We start from the raw sequence: 18,427 nt of genomic DNA, 5'->3' as shown, positions 1-18,427 counted from the left end.
TTCATCGATATCATGAAATCCATCTATAAAATCACCTGCTTAAGTCTATTGATCACATTGTGCTTTTCTTGTGGGAAGACCGAAGAAAAGAAAGCGGAAGTGATCCGTCCCGTAAAATACCAGAAGGTAGTCCCCGGTGGTGGCCTCCAAACACGATCCTTTACAGGGACCAGTGTGTCAGGCACAGAAACTCGCCTCAGCTTCAAAGTAGGCGGAACCGTGAACTCATTACGGGTCAAGATCGGTGAAGAGGTAAGTAAGAACACCTTGCTGGCCACGTTGGACGATTCCGATTACGAATTACAATATGAACAAGCTGATGCGGCCGTAAAGAATGCGGATGCTTCAGAAGAGCAAGCCAAAGCCAACTTTGAACGGGTCCGGTCACTATACGAGAATGGAAGTACCTCGCTGAGCAATTTCGAGAGTGCCAAAGCCTCCTACGAATCCGCCAAGGCGAACGAGTCATCCCTAAAGAAATCCAGAAAACTTGCCAAAGCCCAATTGGAATACACACGCTTGTACTCCCCTATCCGTGGCAAGATTTCTTCCGTGGATGCGGAAGTCAATGAAAATGTAGGTGCAGGTCAGCAGGTCCTGATCTTAAGTTCAGAAGGCGATTTGGAAGTGAACCTCGGGGTTCCGGAATCCTTTATCAGTTCCATCAATGTTCAGGATGTCGTTAGCGTCACTTTCTCTGCTGCCCCTGGCCAGACTTTTAGAGGTGTGGTTTCTGAAGTAGGCTTCAATATCAATAGCCAAACTTCCACTTACCCGGTGGTCATCAAGCTTGATGATCCTGAAAACCAGGTACGCCCTGGCATGGCAGCTTCAGTCACATTTGAAAAACGACAAGATCACCCCGAATCCGTATTACTGGTCCCTGCACAGGCTGTAGGTGAAGATGAAAATGGCAATTTCGTGTATACACTAATAGCAGAAGATGAATTCTATCTGGTCCAGCGACAAGGTGTCACTGTCGGTACTTTAACTGGTGAAGGGTTTCAAATTACCGATGGCTTGGTAGAGGGTGATTTAATTGCCACAGCGGGATTACAAATGTTGCTGGAAGGCATGAAAGTTCGCTTGTTCGAAAACTGATCCTAACCTAGAAAACACAACAGATGAATCTTACACAGTTTTCGATAGAAAAAAACAGGATCACCTTCACATTGCTGACTGTGATCATTGTCATGGGACTGGTCATGTATCAGGGCCTCCCGCGTGACAGCATGCCTCCTTATACCGTCCGTGTGGCTACCGTGGTATCGGAATTCACCGGGGCTAGTCCCGAGCGTGTGGAACAACTCGTAACGGACAAAATTGAAAAAGTAGCCCAGGAACTACCCGAACTCAAAGAAGTATCAAGTACTTCCAGGTCAGGTCTTTCCGTCGTTTCAGTTGAGCTAAAAGACGAAGTTGCTCCTGAAGAATTGCAATCCGTCTGGGATCGCTTAAGACGGAAGCTGAATGGCTTGAAAGGACTACCTGCAGGTGTACAACCTAAACTCAACGACGATGGCATAGGCGAGGTTTACGGTATTGTTGTCGGGCTGGTCAGCGATGGGTTTTCCTATGCGGAAATGAAAGAATATGCGGATGACATCAAGGATGATTTCATCAAGCTGGAGAATGCGGCCAAAGTAGAAATTGGCGGCCTACAGGCCGAAAGAGTATTCATTGAATTTGACGATGCATTGCTTAGCGAATACGGCTTAACCGCGAATATGCTACAAGGCGTGATTGCCTCTACCAACATTGTAAGCTCAGGAGGAGAAATCAACTTGAATGGTGAGAAAATCATTCTGGAACCTACTGGAAATTTCAATACCATCTCGGACATTCAAAATACCTTGATCCCTGTTGGGAATGGGACACAACTGGTGCGGCTGGGAGATATCACTAACATCAAAAAAGGATATATCGACCCGTCACAACAATTGGTTCGGGTAGATGGAAAAAACGCATTAGCCCTTCACATCAACCTGAAGAAAGGTGCGAATGTGATTGAACTTGGAGTTGCTGTTGATCAGATCATGGAACGATGGCAAGCGGAATTACCTATTGGTCTTGAGCTATCAAGGTTGTCTTCGCTGGACAGCTACATTGATTTCAAGATCAGTGATTTCATTGTCAACCTTGCACAATCCATCGGCATTGTGTTGCTGGTCATGTTGCTCTTTCTTGGGCTGCGCACCGGATCTGTCATTGCCAGTTTGATCCCCATCGTAACAATCATGACTTTAATGTTGATGGGTCTCATCAACATGGGATTAAATCAGGTGACCCTTGCTGCATTGATTATGGCACTGGGTATGATGGTTGATAATGCCATTGTGGTCGCAGAATCCATCATGGTAAAAATGGAAGAAGGTGTGGCAGCCAAGAAAGCGGCCATTGATTCGTGTTCGGAGTTGTTCACTCCCCTACTCATTTCTACCCTTACAACTTCAGCAGCATTCCTGGCTTTTTACATGGCCGAGTCGACTATGGGTGACATTGTGGGACCCATATTCGTGGTAATCTCCTTAGCCTTGTTGTCTTCCTGGCTGATCGCTCTGACCATCATCACCTTATTCAGCTACTTATTCCTTAAAGTGAAACCCAAAGGTGAAAACAAGCCTGGTTTAGTTGACCGCATCATCAATGCGATGAAACGTGCCTATAAAAATCTTATTCTATTCGCGCTGGGCAGAAAATGGGCTGTCATAGCAGTAATCTTTGTTATGTTCTTTGTATCGCTGGTTGGATTTACAAGAATTCCATTCCTGTTTTTCCCGGATAGTGACCGGAACATGATTACCATCGATGTGAACCTTCCTTTGGGAACTCGTATAGAAGAAACAACTGATATTGTGGCCAGCATTGACCAATTCCTGATCGATTCCATGCAAGTGGATAATGCGGCAACTGCCGGTGTGATCAATTGGTCCTCTTACACGGGTCAGGGACCTGAGTCTTACGATTTGGGGTACACCCCAGATGAAGCCAATTCAAGCTACGCCCACTTCCTGGTGAATACTTCGGCGGCAGCCTTCAATAATGAAGTGGTCACGAAGATCGATCAGTATTGCTTCGAAAACTTCCCGGAAGCGGACATCAAAGTAGGTACGCTTTCTGGCGGAGGTGGCGGAACTCCCATAGAAATCTTTGTCTCAGGCAGGGATGCCGATGTTTTGGCAGACCTTGGCCGTCGGGTTAAGACGCAGCTCTCGACCATCGAGGGGACCAAAAATGTGAAAGATGACTGGGGGCCGAAAAGTAAGAAGTTCATCATCAACATCGATCAAAACCGGGCTCAGGTAGCCGGAGTGAGCAGCCAGGACATTGCTACATCCCTGCAAACGGTGCTGGACGGTTTCCAAACGGGTGAATATCGAGAAAATGACAAATCTATTCCGGTAATCATGCGCAGTACCCGTGACCAACAACAATCATTGGAATCCTTACAAGCACTGAATGTCTATTCACAAAGCTCGGGAAGGAGCATTCCTCTTTTACAAGTGGCTGAGATCATCCCAGCGTGGCAGTACTCCAAGATCAAGCGCAAGGACTTGAACCGAACCATCAATTTGTCTTCGGAACTCAAAGAAGGCGGAAATGCAGCAGCCATTGTGGCCGAGATCACTCCCTGGATCGAAGAGGCTTCAAAAAGTTGGCCTGCCGGCTATACTTATGAATTCGGTGGAGATGCCAAAAATACCGCTGACAATATGGGCGCGGTGATCAAGTACCTTCCCCTATCAGGGTTTATCATTTTACTACTGCTGATCATTCAGTTCAATTCCATCCGAAAAATGGTCATGGTCACCTCTACGATTCCACTTGGAGTCATCGGCGTGGTGATCGGATTGCTCATTTTCGGAGAACCATTCGGATTCATGCCCTTCCTGGGTGTGATCTCCCTTGCTGGGATCGTAATCAATAATGCCATTGTACTGATCGACCGCATGGAAATTGAACAAAATGTGCTCAAGCGATCTGCACAAGATTCGGTGATTGCAGCCTGTTTGCAACGTTTTCGCCCCATCCTACTTGCTACTTTCACAACTGTACTCGGACTGATTCCTTTGTACCTAAGCGGTGGTGAAATGTGGGAAGGCATGGCCGTTTCTATCATGGTAGGTTTGTTGTTTGGCACCATCATCACCCTGGTCTTTATCCCCTCGCTGTATTCTATCTTGTTCAAGGTGAGCTACAAAGGGTACCAGTTCAATGACGAATTATTAGGTGACTAAGCATGAAACGTCTATTGAGATATCTGCTTAAGATAAGATTTGAACTGTTTTTCATCACACAAATGGCGGTCCTTTTCGGATCGCTTTTTTTTGAAGCGCATTTCTATATCGAGTTTATCTATCCTTTTCTGTTCCTCCTCAATTTGATGGCGGGCATGGTAATCATTTCAGTAAGAAAACATCATTTTTGGATTTCTGTGATGTTCTTTTTTGTGGCCTTAGCCTTTACAGAGGTCAATCCATTCATTGCGCCTCATTGGGAAGTTGGTGTAAATGTGGCTGAGATCATTTTCTACTTTGGTTTTTATGGTTTTGTGACCGTTAGGATCATTCAACAAGTCTGGAAATCTCGAGAAGTCACTTCAAATGTTGTGTTTGGCCTCATGAGCGGATACATTGCCTTAGGATTAATGGCCTTCTTTATCTTTTTCTTCATAGAGACCCTATTTCCCGGATCATTCAAAGGCTTGGCCATTGAGGGGGCAGATCAGCTCCAAAAGATCAATTCTTTGCTGTATTATAGCTTCATCACATTGATGACCATCGGCTATGGGGAAATCTTCCCCCTGACCGTAAAGGCACAAAAAGCAGCCATGTTAGTAGGTCTTGTCGGTCAATTCTATCTCGTGATCATTACTGCAGTTGTTATTGAAAAGTACATCCGAACCCGACATTTGACCCATGATGATCAATAAGAAATACCGTTGGTTCCTGATACGTGATCATGTATTGGTGTGGATATGTGCTTTCTTCCTTTTTGTCCTTATCCGAACCTCGGGAACCACCGACAATACGGGTCTTGACCTACCCCTACGCCAATCCTTCGCCCTAAGTATTTTTCTAGGCATCTTTTTCGGAATCATCTCAGGAATCGCCACACTTTATTTCTCAGAAAGATTCTATCGGCGTGTTTCCCTCAAAAGGTTCCTGACCTTACGGCTTTTGTTCACCCTGTCTTTTCTCATCACTAATGTTTTCTTTGTATTCATGATCTTCACGCGTGGTATCCAGGTGTTAGATGTCACTCTGAAGGAATTTCTTGTTCAGGGCCCAATATGGGTCTTCGTGATTTATCTGGCGATAGTAGACTTTGGACTGGCTTTATTCGGACAAATGAACCTGATGCTTGGCCGTGGCAATATCCTCAAGATCATTTCCGGTAAGTTTTATGAACCAATGGAAGAAGAACGCATTTTCATGTTCCTGGATTTGCAAGGGTCTGCCACCATTGCTGAAAGGATTGGTCATCTGTCATTCAGCCGGTTGATCCAGGATTGTTTCAATGACCTGGCCATTACAGAAAATTTTAATGCACAAGTCTATCAATATGTTGGCGATGAAGCCGTATTGACCTGGCCGATGGAGGGACTCAAAAACGGCAATTGCGTGAAAGCTTATTTCGCTTTTCATCACCTGATTGAATCTAAAGCAGCCTATTATCAACAACAATACGACGAAGTACCTTTCTTCAAAGCAGGCTTGCATATGGGACAAGTCACTGCTTCAGAAGTGGGTAAATACAAACGTGAGATCGCCTATCATGGAGACACCATTAATACAGCCTCAAGAATTCAAGGACTCTGCAACACCTTGAACCAGCATATCCTTATCTCAGAAGAACTGCACCAATCACTTAGTTCAATTACTGATCTGGAATTTACTTCCATGGGCGCGCATCATCTCAAAGGAAAAGAGAAAGAAGTGGAGTTGTGGGGAGTGAATGAAAAATAAAAGGGCCTGGCATACAGAAAACGAAACTTAACAGAGAAGCCTTTACACATTTAGGTGATTGATGTCTAATCAGAAAAGCGAAACCATAATGAATCCATTTAGCATCAATGACGGTGAAGATGCAATAGACAGGTCACTGATCAAAAGAACACTTGAAGGAGAAAAGAGCGCCTTGAACGATTTGATCGAAAGGCATCAACCCTTTATTTACAACATCGCCTGGAAAATGGTTGGAGACCATGCCAATGCCTCAGATTTATGTCAGGAAGCGTTGATCAAAATCATCTCAAACCTGGCGAAATTCAACTTTCAGAGTTCATTTCGAACCTGGGCTTACCGAATTGTTCGGAATCATTTCCTCAACGATCAAAAAAAGCCTGCTTTTGCTCTGGCTTCCAACTTTCAAGAACTCGGTGATGCTTTGGACTCCATTCCAAACGTAGCACTAACCGAGGAAGAACAACTCGACCGGTCAGAAGAAACGAAAGAAATAAGACTGACCTGTTTGTCAGGAATGCTGCTGTGTCTGAACAAAGAACAGCGCATGATCTACATCATTGGTGAAATGTTTAGAGCAAATCATACCATTGGATCAGAAATCATGGAAATGAGCAAAGCTAATTTCCGAATGAAATTGAGCAAGGCCAGAAAAGACCTCATCAACTTTATGCAAAGGAAATGCGGATTGATTGATCAATCGAACCCCTGCCGGTGCCACAAAAAAGTGACGGTTGCTAGTGACGCGGGCATGATCAACGCTAAAAGTCTTTTACAAAACCGACAGGATTTTACCACTTTTCGAGAGGCCTTAGCAGAAGATGCAGACTATCTTTCAGACGATTCGGAATTGAAATACCTCGAATTGCATCGATCGCATAGTTTCAAAACGAATTTTGATAAAAAGAACTTCATTACCCAGTTGTTAGAAAATGCTGACTGGAAAAACCGACTCGGCCTGAACTAAATGCCTTAAAGTCTTTACACATTGACGGGCTCCTTGTCTAACCAGGAAAATGAACCTTTCAATTGAAAAAACTTTAATCATGAAAAGAACATTCGGCGTATTAGCCATTATCGGCTCCATTGCGTATTTAGGAAACATCATTAACATTGGATTTACTTACGCCATTGCCTGGCAAAGACTGGATCCCATTGTATTTATGCAGGAATTTGAAACCACTTTCCTACTGCTCCTCCCTACGGTAGCTGTCACACTGCTTCCTGGTCTTATTGGGATTATAGTTACGATCACATCAAGTAAAGAAAATAAGGCAGCTCAAAAGAGCTGGAAAATGGCGCTTTACGCAACATTGATTTCTATTCTGATTACTTCTGTTTATCATCTCCCCACTAACCTGGCTTTTATGGATCAGAGCTACAGCGCTTCCGAAGCAGCTAGCAAACTGCAACTATGGGTCACGTTGCATTGGGTAAGGATTGTTCTTGCGATAGCCGCTTCTCTATTTACCATTCAGGGTTTTCAGAAAAACATTGAATCGGGATTGCAGTACAGTCAGTCATAAAATTCAAAGCCCTACAGGCGTAGAACCATCTACGCCTTTATCTTCAAGAGTAGATTTATTCTACCGGTTATCGCATTCCGCACATCATATGAAAAAGGAAGCAGGATTTTCCAGAATGATTGAGTAATAAAGAGTTAGATTTAAATTGATCCACTTAAAGAAGCTTAAACGATTCTGCCTTTGAAATACAAATCCACATTGCTCTTAATCTTTTGTACGGCTTCAGTTTTTGGTCAAGACATTAACTATTCAGTTGATACTAGTAGATTTCTAATTCATGAAGTGAATGTCAAAACAAGTGAATTGAAATTTTACTGGAAGGATGATAAAGGAAAGAGGTTTGGGTCCATTCAAAACCTTAAAGGTCATTTGAACTCAAATAATAAAGAATTAGTATTTGCCACGAATGGTGGAATGTACGCCAGCGATGGATCCCCACAGGGTCTCTATATTGAGAAAAGAAAATTGATCAAAAAGTTAGATGCTAAAACCGATGGCTATGGGAACTTCTATTTACAGCCAAATGGCGTCTTTTTCCTATCCAAAAATCGCGAGGCGTATATAAAACCAACCAACCAAATCAAGATCAAAAACATCTTATATGCCACTCAATCCGGACCGATGCTTTTGATTGACGGAATGTATAATAAGCATCTGAAGAAAGGATCGAAAAACCTTCATATCAGAAACGGTGTAGGAATCTTACCGAATGGGAATGTCATATTCGTGATTTCAATAGAAAAAACAAACTTCTACGATCTGGCTACATTGTTCTACCAAAAAGGATGTAAAAACGCACTCTATCTGGATGGTTTTGTTTCCAGAACCTATTTACCAGGAAAGAATTGGGAACAATTGGATGGCAGTTTTGGAGTGATCATCGCGGAATCAAAATAACATGGGGCCCATTTTAACAAAGAACTTAATCGTGAAATCAATTTACCTCTTCCTCGTTTTCGGAGGGCTCGCCTCCTCTTCCGTTCTGGCCCAGGACAAATCACAACACATCCTCAGGAATTACGGATTTGATTCAGCAAGAAGCTATCTAACTGATCATACTACATTAACTCCTGATCAGAAGTCGGCTTCATTACTCTGGGTTTATGAAAACAACCCGAATCCATTGTCGGTTAACGATATCTCCCTAAGCAATCTGGGCCTGACTGAAATACCAGCATTTGTGCTGAATTATGGCAATCTGAATGTGCTAGATCTTTCGAACAATAGCATCACGGTTATTCCGAATGAGCTTAAAAAGCTAAAGCAGCTACGGAACTTAAACCTTTCAGGTAATTCATTACAGGGTGTAGATTTTCAGCTACCACGATTGAAAAGAATCAAAACCCTGGACTTATCTAGAAATGAGTTGCAGGAACTACCTACCTGGGTGAAAAGGATCAAAAGGATTGCGCATCTGGATTTAGGCTATAATAACCTGCAAAGCCTTCCGAAAGTGCTCAAAAAATTCCGGCAATTGGAAAGTCTTGATGTTCGGAAGAACAACCTGATCAACTTTGGAGACAACTTCCGCACGGTGAAACGATTAAAGTCATTCCAAACCTTGATCGCCTATAATGCGCAAGTCAAGCAAATTCCAGACAACATCGCATGGCTTAAACACCTGAAAATCATAGACTTATCCATGAACCACATTCAATCCTTTTCGACGGAAATTGGAAATTTGAAGCAGTTGGAAGAACTGTACCTGCACAATAGCCATATCAAAGCATTACCGCCTGAAATTTCCGAGTGTCAGCGTTTAATCATGCTGACCTTGCAAAAGAATGAATTAATAAGGCTACCAGAGGAATTCACGGAATTACTGAATCTAACGAGTTTATACCTGAACAATAATCAGCTTGAATATTTACCTGAAGGGATTGGCAACATGAACCTGTCGGAAGTGTACATATATCACAACAAACTCACTTCACTTCCTACTTCGTTTAGCGACTTAAAGGATCTGGTTCATGTTCGGTTTGATAATACGTTTATCTCGGAGTTCCCTGTTCAGTTATTGAGCCTGAATCACATCGAATCCATCAATTTCACCGACTCGGACATATCGATCTTGCCAGAAGAGATCCTTAGCTTACAATCGCTCGAACTACTTGCTTTTCGGGAAGCAAAGATTGATAGACAACATCCCTCCAATGAACACTATGATGAGTTACTAAAGAAACTAGATGAAAGAGGTGTTGCACTTTATTTGATTGATTATCAGTAAAGTTTCCATTTTACCGGGAAGACGATCAGGAGGCTTTAGCGCCATAAGAACAAACAATTCAGAAGTTGAATCGATTTACTAATTTTAGCGCATCGACATGGAGCAAAGTCCAACCTCATCACCTACTCATTGTCTCAACTGTGGAACTCCCGTAACCGGAGAATTTTGCCATCAATGCGGCCAGCGTACTCGAGATAATTCAGACCGATCTGTAAGACGCTTACTTGGTGAAGTACTGGGGAACATCTTCTTTCTGGACAATCGGTTTTTCATCAGTGTAGGATATCTCTTCCGATTTCCTGGACGAATGACCATTGAATTTTTGGGAGGTAAACGGAAAAAATTCATTTCTCCTATCACATTGTTCTTATTTCTCAACCTGATCTATTTCTTTAACAAACCACTATCGGATTATTCTCTACCGTTAGAGGACCAAATCGACGGGCAACCTCATAGCATTTGGGCCAAGAAGGCACTCATAAAAAAGCTCCGAAAGGAATCACTGGATTACGAAACCTACGCCCCAATCTATCAAAATGCCACGGACAATGTTTCAAAATCCATCATGATCATAAACATTCCGATCATTGCCGCTTTCCTCTATTTGATGGCTTTTAAGCGGCGGCCGTTCTATTTTGATAGTCTGATTTTTTCATTCCATTATTTCACGTTGTACTTGTTTAGCTGGGTAATGCTCGGATGGGCAGATGATTTGCTATTTTTTCTAGGGTTGAGCGATACCATTGTCGACTCCATACGGTTCAATCTTTTTGTTTCAATTGTTCCGCTGATATACGGAATCTTAAGCATCAAAAAATTCATGGATATCCGATGGTATTGGGCCATTCCTGCGGGTGTTGTTACGGTAGTATCCGTGCTATTGGCTAATGCAGTCTATCGGATGATTATCTTCTATTTAACACTTTGGACGACTTAACTTACTTAATCTTCTTCCAGTTCTTATAAAAAATGCCGTTGATGGACCCCATCGTCACGTTCAGTACCCGGACAATGCCTCTGAATAGCCATGGCACCATTGAAGGCCGTATGATGTCTACAAACAGGCAATAACGAAGGTCATCGGTGTTGTTAAAAGACTGGTGTTGCAGGGTATCGTCAAAAATGAAGAGTTTATTCTCTGACCAATAGTGCTTCACGTCACCTACTTCGATATAGGCATCTTTACCGATCATGGTATTGATGTTGTACAAAACCCGAATAGAAGCACGCAATGGTCCAAAATGAGCAGATGTGGAAACTTTTTTATTGAAAACAGAAATACCGATGGTTGTTACCGTCTTGAACGACTCATGGAATTTCTCAATATGAAAATCATTCTGACGATTCTTCAGGTACCACTTGAAAAAGATCATTCCGCGTTTATGCTCAGACGACCTTTTTCGGACCTCTTCATGCACATAATCCTGATCGGAAGCCTGGATCAACTGCTCAATTTCCTCTTGATAGCCTTTTGGGAGGTCTTCTAATTGGTAAACTCCTTTGTTAATGAAAGGCAAGGAAAGCAAGTCCATCAATATGTTCAAAGGCGACAGCACCCAAACCAGTATACCCTTACTGAAGAAGTAATTCTGAACCAATTTCCAGGTAACCGGACGGTTCCTGCTCACGTCATACAGCCCGCAAAGGATGTAAAAAGTCATCAGCTTAGGCAAAAGGTAAGTCAACCCGCCTACTACGCCAATTTTGGTGATCAGTTTGATGATTTTCTTCGTACTCAAGGATAACAGGGATTGGGGTGTGAAGTTAGAAAGACTGAAGTTATTAAATCAAAAACGGGACTACCGATTGGATCATCCCTGTTGAATATTTTGCTGGTCAATGCGAATTACTCATTTCACAACCCATCTACCGGATTACTCATGGCTGCGTTGAGCGATTGAGACCCAAAGGCAAAAAGCAAGATCAATAATAACAGAACCGGTCCAATGATCAGGATGTCAGCATAGGAAGGCATCCGATATTCAAACCCTTCCAGCCATTGTTGCATTAAGAATAAACTGGCAGATAATGAGATGACCTGGGAAGCCAAGACAAGCCGAATGTAGCAGATAAAGAGCCAATTATTTCGAAATATCACTCAGAGTCCACAAAACCGACGAAATACATCCTTTTTTTGATCGAATAAATGATAAATCCATGTCCCTGATTGGTTAGTTTAGTCTTGAAAAAAATTCCAACCCCCAAGATAACCCGACGACAAGAATCATTCAGTGGAATAACACTTTCATGCTTGCTGATTTTGCTGATCGCAGCTTGTTCAACGCCCGAAAGGCGGACTCCAAAGAAAGAAAGCACTCCCAATATCGTGTTGATCGTAGCGGATGATCTGGGCTATCCCTATGCGGGATTCATGGGCGATACGCTGGTACAAACCCCTCACCTGGATCGGTTGACTAGTATGGGAACCGTCTTTACTTCTGGCATGGTCACAGAGAGTCACTGCGCCCCTTCGCTTCGAACAATCATTACCGGACTACATTGTGAAACATTTGATCTAAAACAGGAGCAATTACGAGAACTGTATCGCGATTCTTTGACTGCAAGCCTGTCTTCAGAAGATAGTATGATCTGGGAAAGGGAATTTCAATGGAAATCCATGTCCTTCTTTAAGACCCTACCGCACTACCTATCGGACAAAGGTTACAAAAGCTTTCAGGGCGGGAAGTGGTGGGAATTCAATTATCAGAACGGCGGCTTTACCCATGGCATGAGTACAGTTTGGACTAAAGAAGACCGCAAGCAACCCAACTTTTTTTACAAGTTGATGGGCAATGATGGACTAAAATTGGGTAGGGTCACCGATCAACCCGTATACGACTTTCTGGAAGAAGCGGGTACCGATCCATTTTTCATTTGGTATGCCCCTGACCTACCGCACTATCCATTGAATGCGCCCACAACTACTATCAGCTTTACGCCAATGAAAACATCTCCGAATCAGCCAAGCGATACTATGCCAATGTTACCTGGTTCGATGAAGAAGTGGGTGAAGTTATGGATCATTTTGAACAGAAAGGATTGATGGAAAACACCCTTTGGATCTACGTCAACGACAATGGCTGGGACAAGGAACCTCAGGCCGAATATCGGAATGATTCATTGCGCTGGCACAACGGTGGCCCCAGAGGAAAAGGCTCCTACTACGATCAAACCTATCGTTCACCGATCATTTTCACCTGGAAAGGGACCTTACCGCAAGCGAAGATCAAACATGAGCTGATCAGCTCTATGGACTTGCTCCCCACCATATTGGATTATGTCGACCTGCAAAAGCCAGTGGATCTACCCGGCAATTCGTTGCGCCGAAACATTGCAGGAGAAACCGATCAAGGTCGAGACCAAGTATTTGGTCGCATCACGCAATTGTTCGATCCGAATGATCCCACCTTCATAGGTCAGCAAGCCAATGGTTATTGGACGAGGACCGACCGTTATCATTTTGTCTGGGACGTTGACAATAAGGAAGAACTGCTTTTCGACATGCAATCTGACCCTAAAAATGACCAGAACATTGCTCAAATATTACCTGAAAAGGCAGAACAATTCAAAAAGGACATTATCGCCTGGCGAGGCAGGATCGGGATCAATTAGACATTTTCTTATCCACCCTTTGAATGAAATCTGTAATCAATGCGACTGTATTGTTTACAAACTCCGGATCGATTTTTTCTGCTTCATCCGTATCCTTATGATAGTCATCGTGATCCTCTACTCCGAAATAAACAAACGGGATTTCCGCTCGGTGAAAAGGTCCGTGATCCGATGAAAAAGTCCAATCGTTATAACCCAGTTTGGGATCATCATGTCCAAACTTTAAAGATACCTCCGATGCTTCACCCACTTTTTCAAGGATTGGTTTGAACTGCGGATAATAACTGGTTCCACAGGCATATATCTCATTTTTATCACTTCGGCTGATCATGTCCATGTTCACATTAAGCAAAATCGCTTCCTTGGGAATGTCCATATTTTCGACAAAATATTTGGCTCCTTGAAGGCCTTTTTCTTCCGCATCAAATGCTGCAAAAATCAAGTGGTGATCAGGAGCCTTTTTGCTAAAGTGAGCCGCTATGGCCAGCAGTCCTGCGGTTCCGGAAGCATTATCATCGGCGCCATTAAAGATCTTTCCATCTTTGGAACCCAAATGGTCATAATGCGCGGTGATCACGATGTATTGATTTGTCTTTCCGGGAATCATACCAATCACATTTAGCCCAGCCTGCTGTACGACTTCTCTACTATTTGCAGCTACTGTCATTGAAAAAGAGAAAGGTTGAAGGTACTCGTCCCCCATCTTTTTTAACCCAAGGCTTTCGAAACGTTCCAAAATATATTCGCGAGCCATTTCATTGCCAGTAGTTCCTGTTTCTCGTCCACCCAATTGATCAGAGGCCAAATAGCTGATGTCGGACATGACCGAAGCATCTTGAGAAAACCCCTGAAAAAACAGGCCGGTGAATATCAGCGTCAGCAGGGGTACATATGTCTTGTGAAATTTCATAAGCTAAGGTTAATCGCAACCCAATATTAATGAGCTTCTGCGATTTTGCGGTGGAGAAGTGGCTTGTCGATGAACGAATTGGAATTAATTTTTGACTTCTATTCAAATAAGGCAGATATTTACCCACGAAAACACACGCTCGGTGTAACGATCGTGTGCTGTATAACCGAACCTATAATCATGCGAATACACCTCCATCTTCAACGTTTTGCGTACTTATGTCTTTGCTTGTTTCTTTTTGCCGCTTGCGGCGATGGTCAGAAGAAACAGGAGGACGATGTAGCCGGTGATGTCAAGTTCTCTGATGCTGAGCAAAAGCTCATCAAAGACATCAGCAAGGTCATTGCGGACCTTCCTCCCCCATCCATCGTACCGAATACACTGATGAAACTGGGCACCGAATATGATCCGGACCTGGTCAATAGCATTGACAAGATTGAAGCTTATCAAACAGATGAAGACAAAGCTGCACTCAATCTGGGTGTTTATGCGACAGATGTAGGATATCAGGTAGCTTATCAGCAAGTAGAAGAATCACTATCACATATGGGAGCATTGCAAAGGCTGGCAGAAACCGTAGGTGTTTCTACGGCGTTTGACATCAGCTTGATGGAGAATTATGAAAAAAGCATGAATGATTCAGACGCGCTGACCAAGCTATTGAATGAAACCATGCTGTTAGCCGAAAAGAGATTGGAAAGCAGTGATCGACTCGGAATGGCGGCGTTAGTGCTGTCCGGTAGTTTTGTTGAAGGGCTTTATCTGGTGATCAACATTATCGAAGAATATGAAGGTGCCGGGCTATCCGCTCAAGAGCGTAATGAAAAACTTCAGCCTTTGGTCAATATCATTTTGGAGCAACGTCAGCCTTTGGATGATGTTATTGCCTTGATGAAAGACATCCCAAATCACAGTGGAGTTACAGGTATGATCTCCGAATTGGAAATCCTTAAACTGCTCTACGATAATGATTTACAGGAAATTGAAGAGGCCATGGGTGGCGACACGAATTATGTCATTCCTCCGGATATGTTAAGAGATATTACCTCTGAAGTAAAACGAATTAGAGAAGATATTGTGAGCTAAACTCATAAAGCCTATCTTAGGAAGCATTGGAACGTAGTTTCGATGCTTTTTTTATTTTAGCCCATAGCGAATCCATTCTGACCGTACTGCCATCTCATGAGCGAACAGATCCTAAAAGCCATTATACAACTCCTTGCCATTGTTGCCAAGGAAGATGACCTGACTAAAGACGAGAAAAGAGCCATAGAGGATTTCCTCCTCGAAAGTGTCTCTCACGAGGATGCGAAACGCTACATGAAGCTTTTTAAGCAGCTTGTGGATGAAAGTATCGCGTCTGCTGCGGACGAGATCAGCCGTATCAATGAGATCTGTGACAAAATCAATGCGGAGCAAACCATCCAGAAAAAGACCATCATCATTCTGGACCTCATCGAATTGATTGCTGCGGACAAACATATTTCTGATCGCGAAAATGAACTAGTCTATCACATTTCCGACCAACTGAACATCGAAAAAAAGCGTACCGACCTGATCAAAGCTTTTGTGACGATCAATGACCAAAACAAAATCAATTCGTCGAATGTATTGATCATCGATGATGGAAAGGAAGAAGTACCCGAAAAGTGTAAAAGGATCACCGTAAATGATCTGGAAGGATACCTTTCAGTACTTCGGATGCCTGGTCAGGAAACCTACTTCGCCAAATTCGTCGGCAATGATGAAGTCTTGCTCAATGGTCTCGCCATGAAAAGCAAGCACGTTTACATTTTCCCCCAGGGAAGCGTATTCAAACGGAGTGGCAACAATCCGGTCTTCCAAAGTGATGTTGCCAGTTCCTTCAGACTTGAACAGGCTGAACACCCACTGACCTTTGTCGCGGAAAATGTTCATTTCAAATTCAACAATGGCAAAGTAGGGCTGCAAAATGTGAATATCGCGGAGGAATCCGGTCGCCTGATTGGTCTTATGGGAGGAAGTGGCGCTGGTAAATCCACCTTGTTGAACGTATTGAATGGCAACACTACTCCCACCAGCGGAACCGTAAGGATCAATGGTGTCAATATCCATACGGATAAATCCAAAGTTGAAGGAGTGATCGGATACATTCCTCAAGACGATTTGCTGGTTGAAGAGCTTTCGGTTTATGACAACTTGTATTTTGCGGCAAAACTCTGCTTCAAAGACAAAGCAACCGAAGAACTGGAAGCACTGGTTGCCAAAACCCTGGAATCTCTGGGATTAGCAGAAATCAAAGACCTGAAAGTGGGCAACGCCCTGGATAAAAGTATCAGTGGCGGACAAAGAAAAAGACTGAACATTGGCTTAGAACTGCTTCGGGAGCCTTCTGTGCTATTTGTAGATGAACCCACGAGTGGGCTTTCTTCCAGAGACTCGGAAAACATCATGGACCTTTTGCGAGAATTGGCTTTCAAAGGAAAAATGGTCTTCGTTGTGATCCACCAACCTTCTGAAGACATCTTCAAAATGTTTGACCGATTGATTTTGTTGGATGTTGGTGGCTATCAGGTGTATTACGGAGATCCGGTTGAGTCTATCACTTATTTCAAGGAACTGACACAAATGGTGGACAAGCGCCGAAGCGCTAACCCTGAGTTGCTTTTCAACATCATTGAAGCCAAGGTAGTCAATGAATTTGGTAGTCTCACTAAACAGCGAAAAACACCTCCTGAGCGTTGGCATGAGGAGTTCGAAAAGAAGGTTGAATTGCCCAAGATCTCCGAACCAGATGTTTTGCCACCTAAAACGCTTAACATTCCCGGAAAGATCAAGCAGTTCCTCATTTTCAGCCATCGGGACCTGCTTTCCAAATTCAGCAACAAGCAATACCTGGTGATCAATTTTCTGGAAGCTCCTGTCCTTGCATTGATCCTGGCTTTTATTACACGGTACACTCCTGAAGACACAGAAGTATACCACTTCAAGGAAAACCTGAACATTCCTGTTTTCTTTTTCATGAGCGTGATTGTGGCCTTATTCATGGGACTTACGGTCAGCGCCGAAGAAATCATCAGGGACCGGCGACTACTTAAACGAGAATCCTTTCTGAACCTCAGCAAGCTCTCCTATCTGTGGTCCAAGTTTTCGATCTTGTTTGTGCTTTCAGCCGTACAGGCCATCTCTTACGTCCTGGTAGGCAGCGTGATCCTGGGCATCAAGGGCATGACCTTTAGCTTTTGGTTGGTGTTGTTCAGCACAAGCTGTTTTGCCAATATTTTGGGGCTGAACCTCAGCTCAGCCTTCAAATCAGCGGTGACAGTATACATTCTGATCCCATTAATGATCATCCCCCAGCTCATTCTGAGTGGTGTTGTGGTCAATTTCGATAAACTCAATCCGATGATCACCACTGAAGATCAGGTGCCAATCATTGGTGAAATTATGGCCTCCAGGTGGGCCTATGAAGCATTAACGGTTTCGCAGTTCAAGGACAATCGCTATGAAAGGAACTTCTTCCGTTTTGACAAAGTAATGGCGCATTCGGAGTTCAAAACGATCTACTTTGTGCCACGACTTGAATCCGATCTGGAATTTGTTCACCATCACATCAAAAACAAAACAGAAGAAGAAAAGCGAGCCGTTGAATACCGACTGACCACCATTCGGGAAGAGATCCGAAAAGAGATTACGAGCATTCCCGGAGCTGATTTTCCCCAGCTTGATCAGTTGTACTACGACAAGTTCACTGAAAATACCTTTGATACTACCCTTGAATTCCTCGAGAAACTACGCTCTTTCTACAACTTGAGATTCAATAAAGCGGATAAGGGTAGAAAAGAGATCATGCATTCCTTTACCGAAAATGAAGAGGCAAGGAATGATTTTATCGAGCTTCGATCTCAGTATGAAAACGAAGCGATTGCCACATTGGTCAAAAACACCACTACCGAACATCGGATCCTTGAACACAATAATGAGTTGATCCAAAAGATCTATCCTATCTACTCGAAGCATGATTTTCCAAAAAGTATTTTGGATTTTAGGGCACAGTTCTTTTCGTCAACCAAGCATATTTTCGGGCTGCACGTGGATACGTTGATCTTCAACATCATCATCATTTGGCTCATGACGACCTTGCTGATCCTTACTTTGTATTTCGACGTGTTTAATCGAGTAATTAACGGCTTCTCAAAAAAATAGT

Annotated in this window: 16 protein-coding genes; 13 read left to right on the top strand and 3 right to left on the bottom strand. The window is 43.3% G+C overall.

Annotated elements, in window-relative coordinates:
• The first annotated feature begins 12 nt into the window (after positions 1 to 12).
• The 9 genes from R8G66_08235 (at position 13) to R8G66_08195 (ending at position 10,656) form a co-directional block, all read left to right on the top strand.
• Positions 13 to 1,101, top strand: coding sequence for an efflux RND transporter periplasmic adaptor subunit (locus R8G66_08235; protein MDW3192338.1), 1,089 nt, complete (start codon positions 13 to 15; stop codon positions 1,099 to 1,101).
• A 23-nt stretch (positions 1,102 to 1,124) separates the two neighbouring features.
• Positions 1,125 to 4,238 carry an efflux RND transporter permease subunit gene (locus tag R8G66_08230; protein ID MDW3192337.1) on the top strand — a complete coding sequence of 1,038 codons (3,114 nt, stop codon included), beginning with the start codon at positions 1,125 to 1,127 and terminating at the stop codon, positions 4,236 to 4,238.
• 2 nt (positions 4,239 to 4,240) lie between these two features.
• Positions 4,241 to 4,933 (top strand): ion channel, encoded by a 693-nt coding sequence (locus R8G66_08225; GenBank protein MDW3192336.1) that lies wholly within the window; start codon positions 4,241 to 4,243, stop codon positions 4,931 to 4,933.
• Entirely contained in the window at positions 4,920 to 5,969 is a 1,050-nt protein-coding gene (locus R8G66_08220) for an adenylate/guanylate cyclase domain-containing protein (protein ID MDW3192335.1), read from the top strand. Before R8G66_08225 ends, R8G66_08220 begins: the two co-directional genes overlap by 14 nt.
• A 61-nt stretch (positions 5,970 to 6,030) precedes the next feature.
• Positions 6,031 to 6,933: a sigma-70 family RNA polymerase sigma factor gene (locus tag R8G66_08215; GenBank protein MDW3192334.1), complete on the top strand. Its 903-nt coding sequence runs from the start codon at positions 6,031 to 6,033 to the stop codon at positions 6,931 to 6,933.
• A 79-nt stretch (positions 6,934 to 7,012) separates the two neighbouring features.
• On the top strand, positions 7,013 to 7,492 hold the full coding sequence (locus R8G66_08210) for an anthrone oxygenase family protein (GenBank protein MDW3192333.1): 480 nt from the start codon (positions 7,013 to 7,015) through the stop codon (positions 7,490 to 7,492).
• Positions 7,493 to 7,795: 303 nt separating this feature from the next.
• On the top strand, positions 7,796 to 8,389 hold the full coding sequence (locus R8G66_08205; protein ID MDW3192332.1) for a phosphodiester glycosidase family protein: 594 nt from the start codon (positions 7,796 to 7,798) through the stop codon (positions 8,387 to 8,389).
• Positions 8,390 to 8,420: 31 nt separating this feature from the next.
• Positions 8,421 to 9,719 carry a leucine-rich repeat domain-containing protein gene (locus tag R8G66_08200; protein ID MDW3192331.1) on the top strand — a complete coding sequence of 433 codons (1,299 nt, stop codon included), beginning with the start codon at positions 8,421 to 8,423 and terminating at the stop codon, positions 9,717 to 9,719.
• 97 nt (positions 9,720 to 9,816) lie between these two features.
• Positions 9,817 to 10,656, top strand: coding sequence for a DUF3667 domain-containing protein (locus tag R8G66_08195; protein ID MDW3192330.1), 840 nt, complete (start codon positions 9,817 to 9,819; stop codon positions 10,654 to 10,656).
• Position 10,657: 1 nt separating this feature from the next.
• On the opposite strand, the gene R8G66_08190 is transcribed toward R8G66_08195, so the two are convergent.
• Positions 10,658 to 11,458, bottom strand: coding sequence for an aspartyl/asparaginyl beta-hydroxylase domain-containing protein (locus tag R8G66_08190; protein MDW3192329.1), 801 nt, complete (start codon positions 11,456 to 11,458; stop codon positions 10,658 to 10,660).
• Between the two features lie 116 nt (positions 11,459 to 11,574).
• Positions 11,575 to 11,769: a hypothetical protein gene (locus tag R8G66_08185; GenBank protein MDW3192328.1), complete on the bottom strand. Its 195-nt coding sequence runs from the start codon at positions 11,767 to 11,769 to the stop codon at positions 11,575 to 11,577.
• A gap of 201 nt (positions 11,770 to 11,970) precedes the next feature.
• Between R8G66_08185 and R8G66_08180 the strand changes: the two genes are divergently transcribed.
• Together R8G66_08180 and R8G66_08175 are read left to right on the top strand one after the other, a co-directional pair.
• Positions 11,971 to 12,762, top strand: coding sequence for a sulfatase-like hydrolase/transferase (locus tag R8G66_08180; GenBank protein MDW3192327.1), 792 nt, complete (start codon positions 11,971 to 11,973; stop codon positions 12,760 to 12,762).
• The gene (locus R8G66_08175) at positions 12,723 to 13,331 is read left to right on the top strand and encodes a sulfatase-like hydrolase/transferase (GenBank protein ID MDW3192326.1); all 609 of its coding nucleotides are present in this window, start codon (positions 12,723 to 12,725) and stop codon (positions 13,329 to 13,331) included. The genes R8G66_08180 and R8G66_08175 overlap by 40 nt, the downstream gene beginning before the upstream one ends.
• Here the strand turns inward: R8G66_08175 and R8G66_08170 are convergent.
• Positions 13,324 to 14,241, bottom strand: coding sequence for a M28 family peptidase (locus R8G66_08170; protein ID MDW3192325.1), 918 nt, complete (start codon positions 14,239 to 14,241; stop codon positions 13,324 to 13,326). The genes R8G66_08175 and R8G66_08170 overlap by 8 nt on opposite strands.
• A gap of 180 nt (positions 14,242 to 14,421) precedes the next feature.
• Here R8G66_08170 and R8G66_08165 point away from each other — a divergent pair, with 180 nt between their 5' ends.
• Positions 14,422 to 15,327 (top strand): hypothetical protein, encoded by a 906-nt coding sequence (locus R8G66_08165; protein MDW3192324.1) that lies wholly within the window; start codon positions 14,422 to 14,424, stop codon positions 15,325 to 15,327.
• 96 nt (positions 15,328 to 15,423) lie between these two features.
• Positions 15,424 to 18,426: an ATP-binding cassette domain-containing protein gene (locus R8G66_08160; protein ID MDW3192323.1), complete on the top strand. Its 3,003-nt coding sequence runs from the start codon at positions 15,424 to 15,426 to the stop codon at positions 18,424 to 18,426.
• The last annotated feature ends 1 nt before the right edge of the window (position 18,427 follow it).

Source organism: Cytophagales bacterium, assembly GCA_033344775.1.
Taxonomy (GTDB): domain Bacteria; phylum Bacteroidota; class Bacteroidia; order Cytophagales; family Cyclobacteriaceae; genus JAWPMT01.
Note: the sequence above shows the minus strand (reverse complement) of the source record. Positions and strands in the feature narration are given on the sequence as shown.

Excerpts from the sequence above, each read along its gene's own strand:
- R8G66_08170 (MDW3192325.1), bottom strand. The coding sequence starts at position 14,241 with ATGAAATTTCACAAGACATATGTACCCCTGCTGACGCTGATATTCACC.
- R8G66_08235 (MDW3192338.1), top strand. The coding sequence starts at position 13 with ATGAAATCCATCTATAAAATCACCTGCTTAAGTCTATTGATCACATTG.
- R8G66_08195 (MDW3192330.1), top strand. The coding sequence starts at position 9,817 with ATGGAGCAAAGTCCAACCTCATCACCTACTCATTGTCTCAACTGTGGA.
- R8G66_08225 (MDW3192336.1), top strand. The coding sequence starts at position 4,241 with ATGAAACGTCTATTGAGATATCTGCTTAAGATAAGATTTGAACTGTTT.
- R8G66_08215 (MDW3192334.1), top strand. The coding sequence starts at position 6,031 with ATGTCTAATCAGAAAAGCGAAACCATAATGAATCCATTTAGCATCAAT.
- R8G66_08220 (MDW3192335.1), top strand. The coding sequence starts at position 4,920 with ATGATGATCAATAAGAAATACCGTTGGTTCCTGATACGTGATCATGTA.
- R8G66_08160 (MDW3192323.1), top strand. The coding sequence starts at position 15,424 with ATGAGCGAACAGATCCTAAAAGCCATTATACAACTCCTTGCCATTGTT.
- R8G66_08230 (MDW3192337.1), top strand. The coding sequence starts at position 1,125 with ATGAATCTTACACAGTTTTCGATAGAAAAAAACAGGATCACCTTCACA.
- R8G66_08210 (MDW3192333.1), top strand. The coding sequence starts at position 7,013 with ATGAAAAGAACATTCGGCGTATTAGCCATTATCGGCTCCATTGCGTAT.
- R8G66_08165 (MDW3192324.1), top strand. The coding sequence starts at position 14,422 with ATGCGAATACACCTCCATCTTCAACGTTTTGCGTACTTATGTCTTTGC.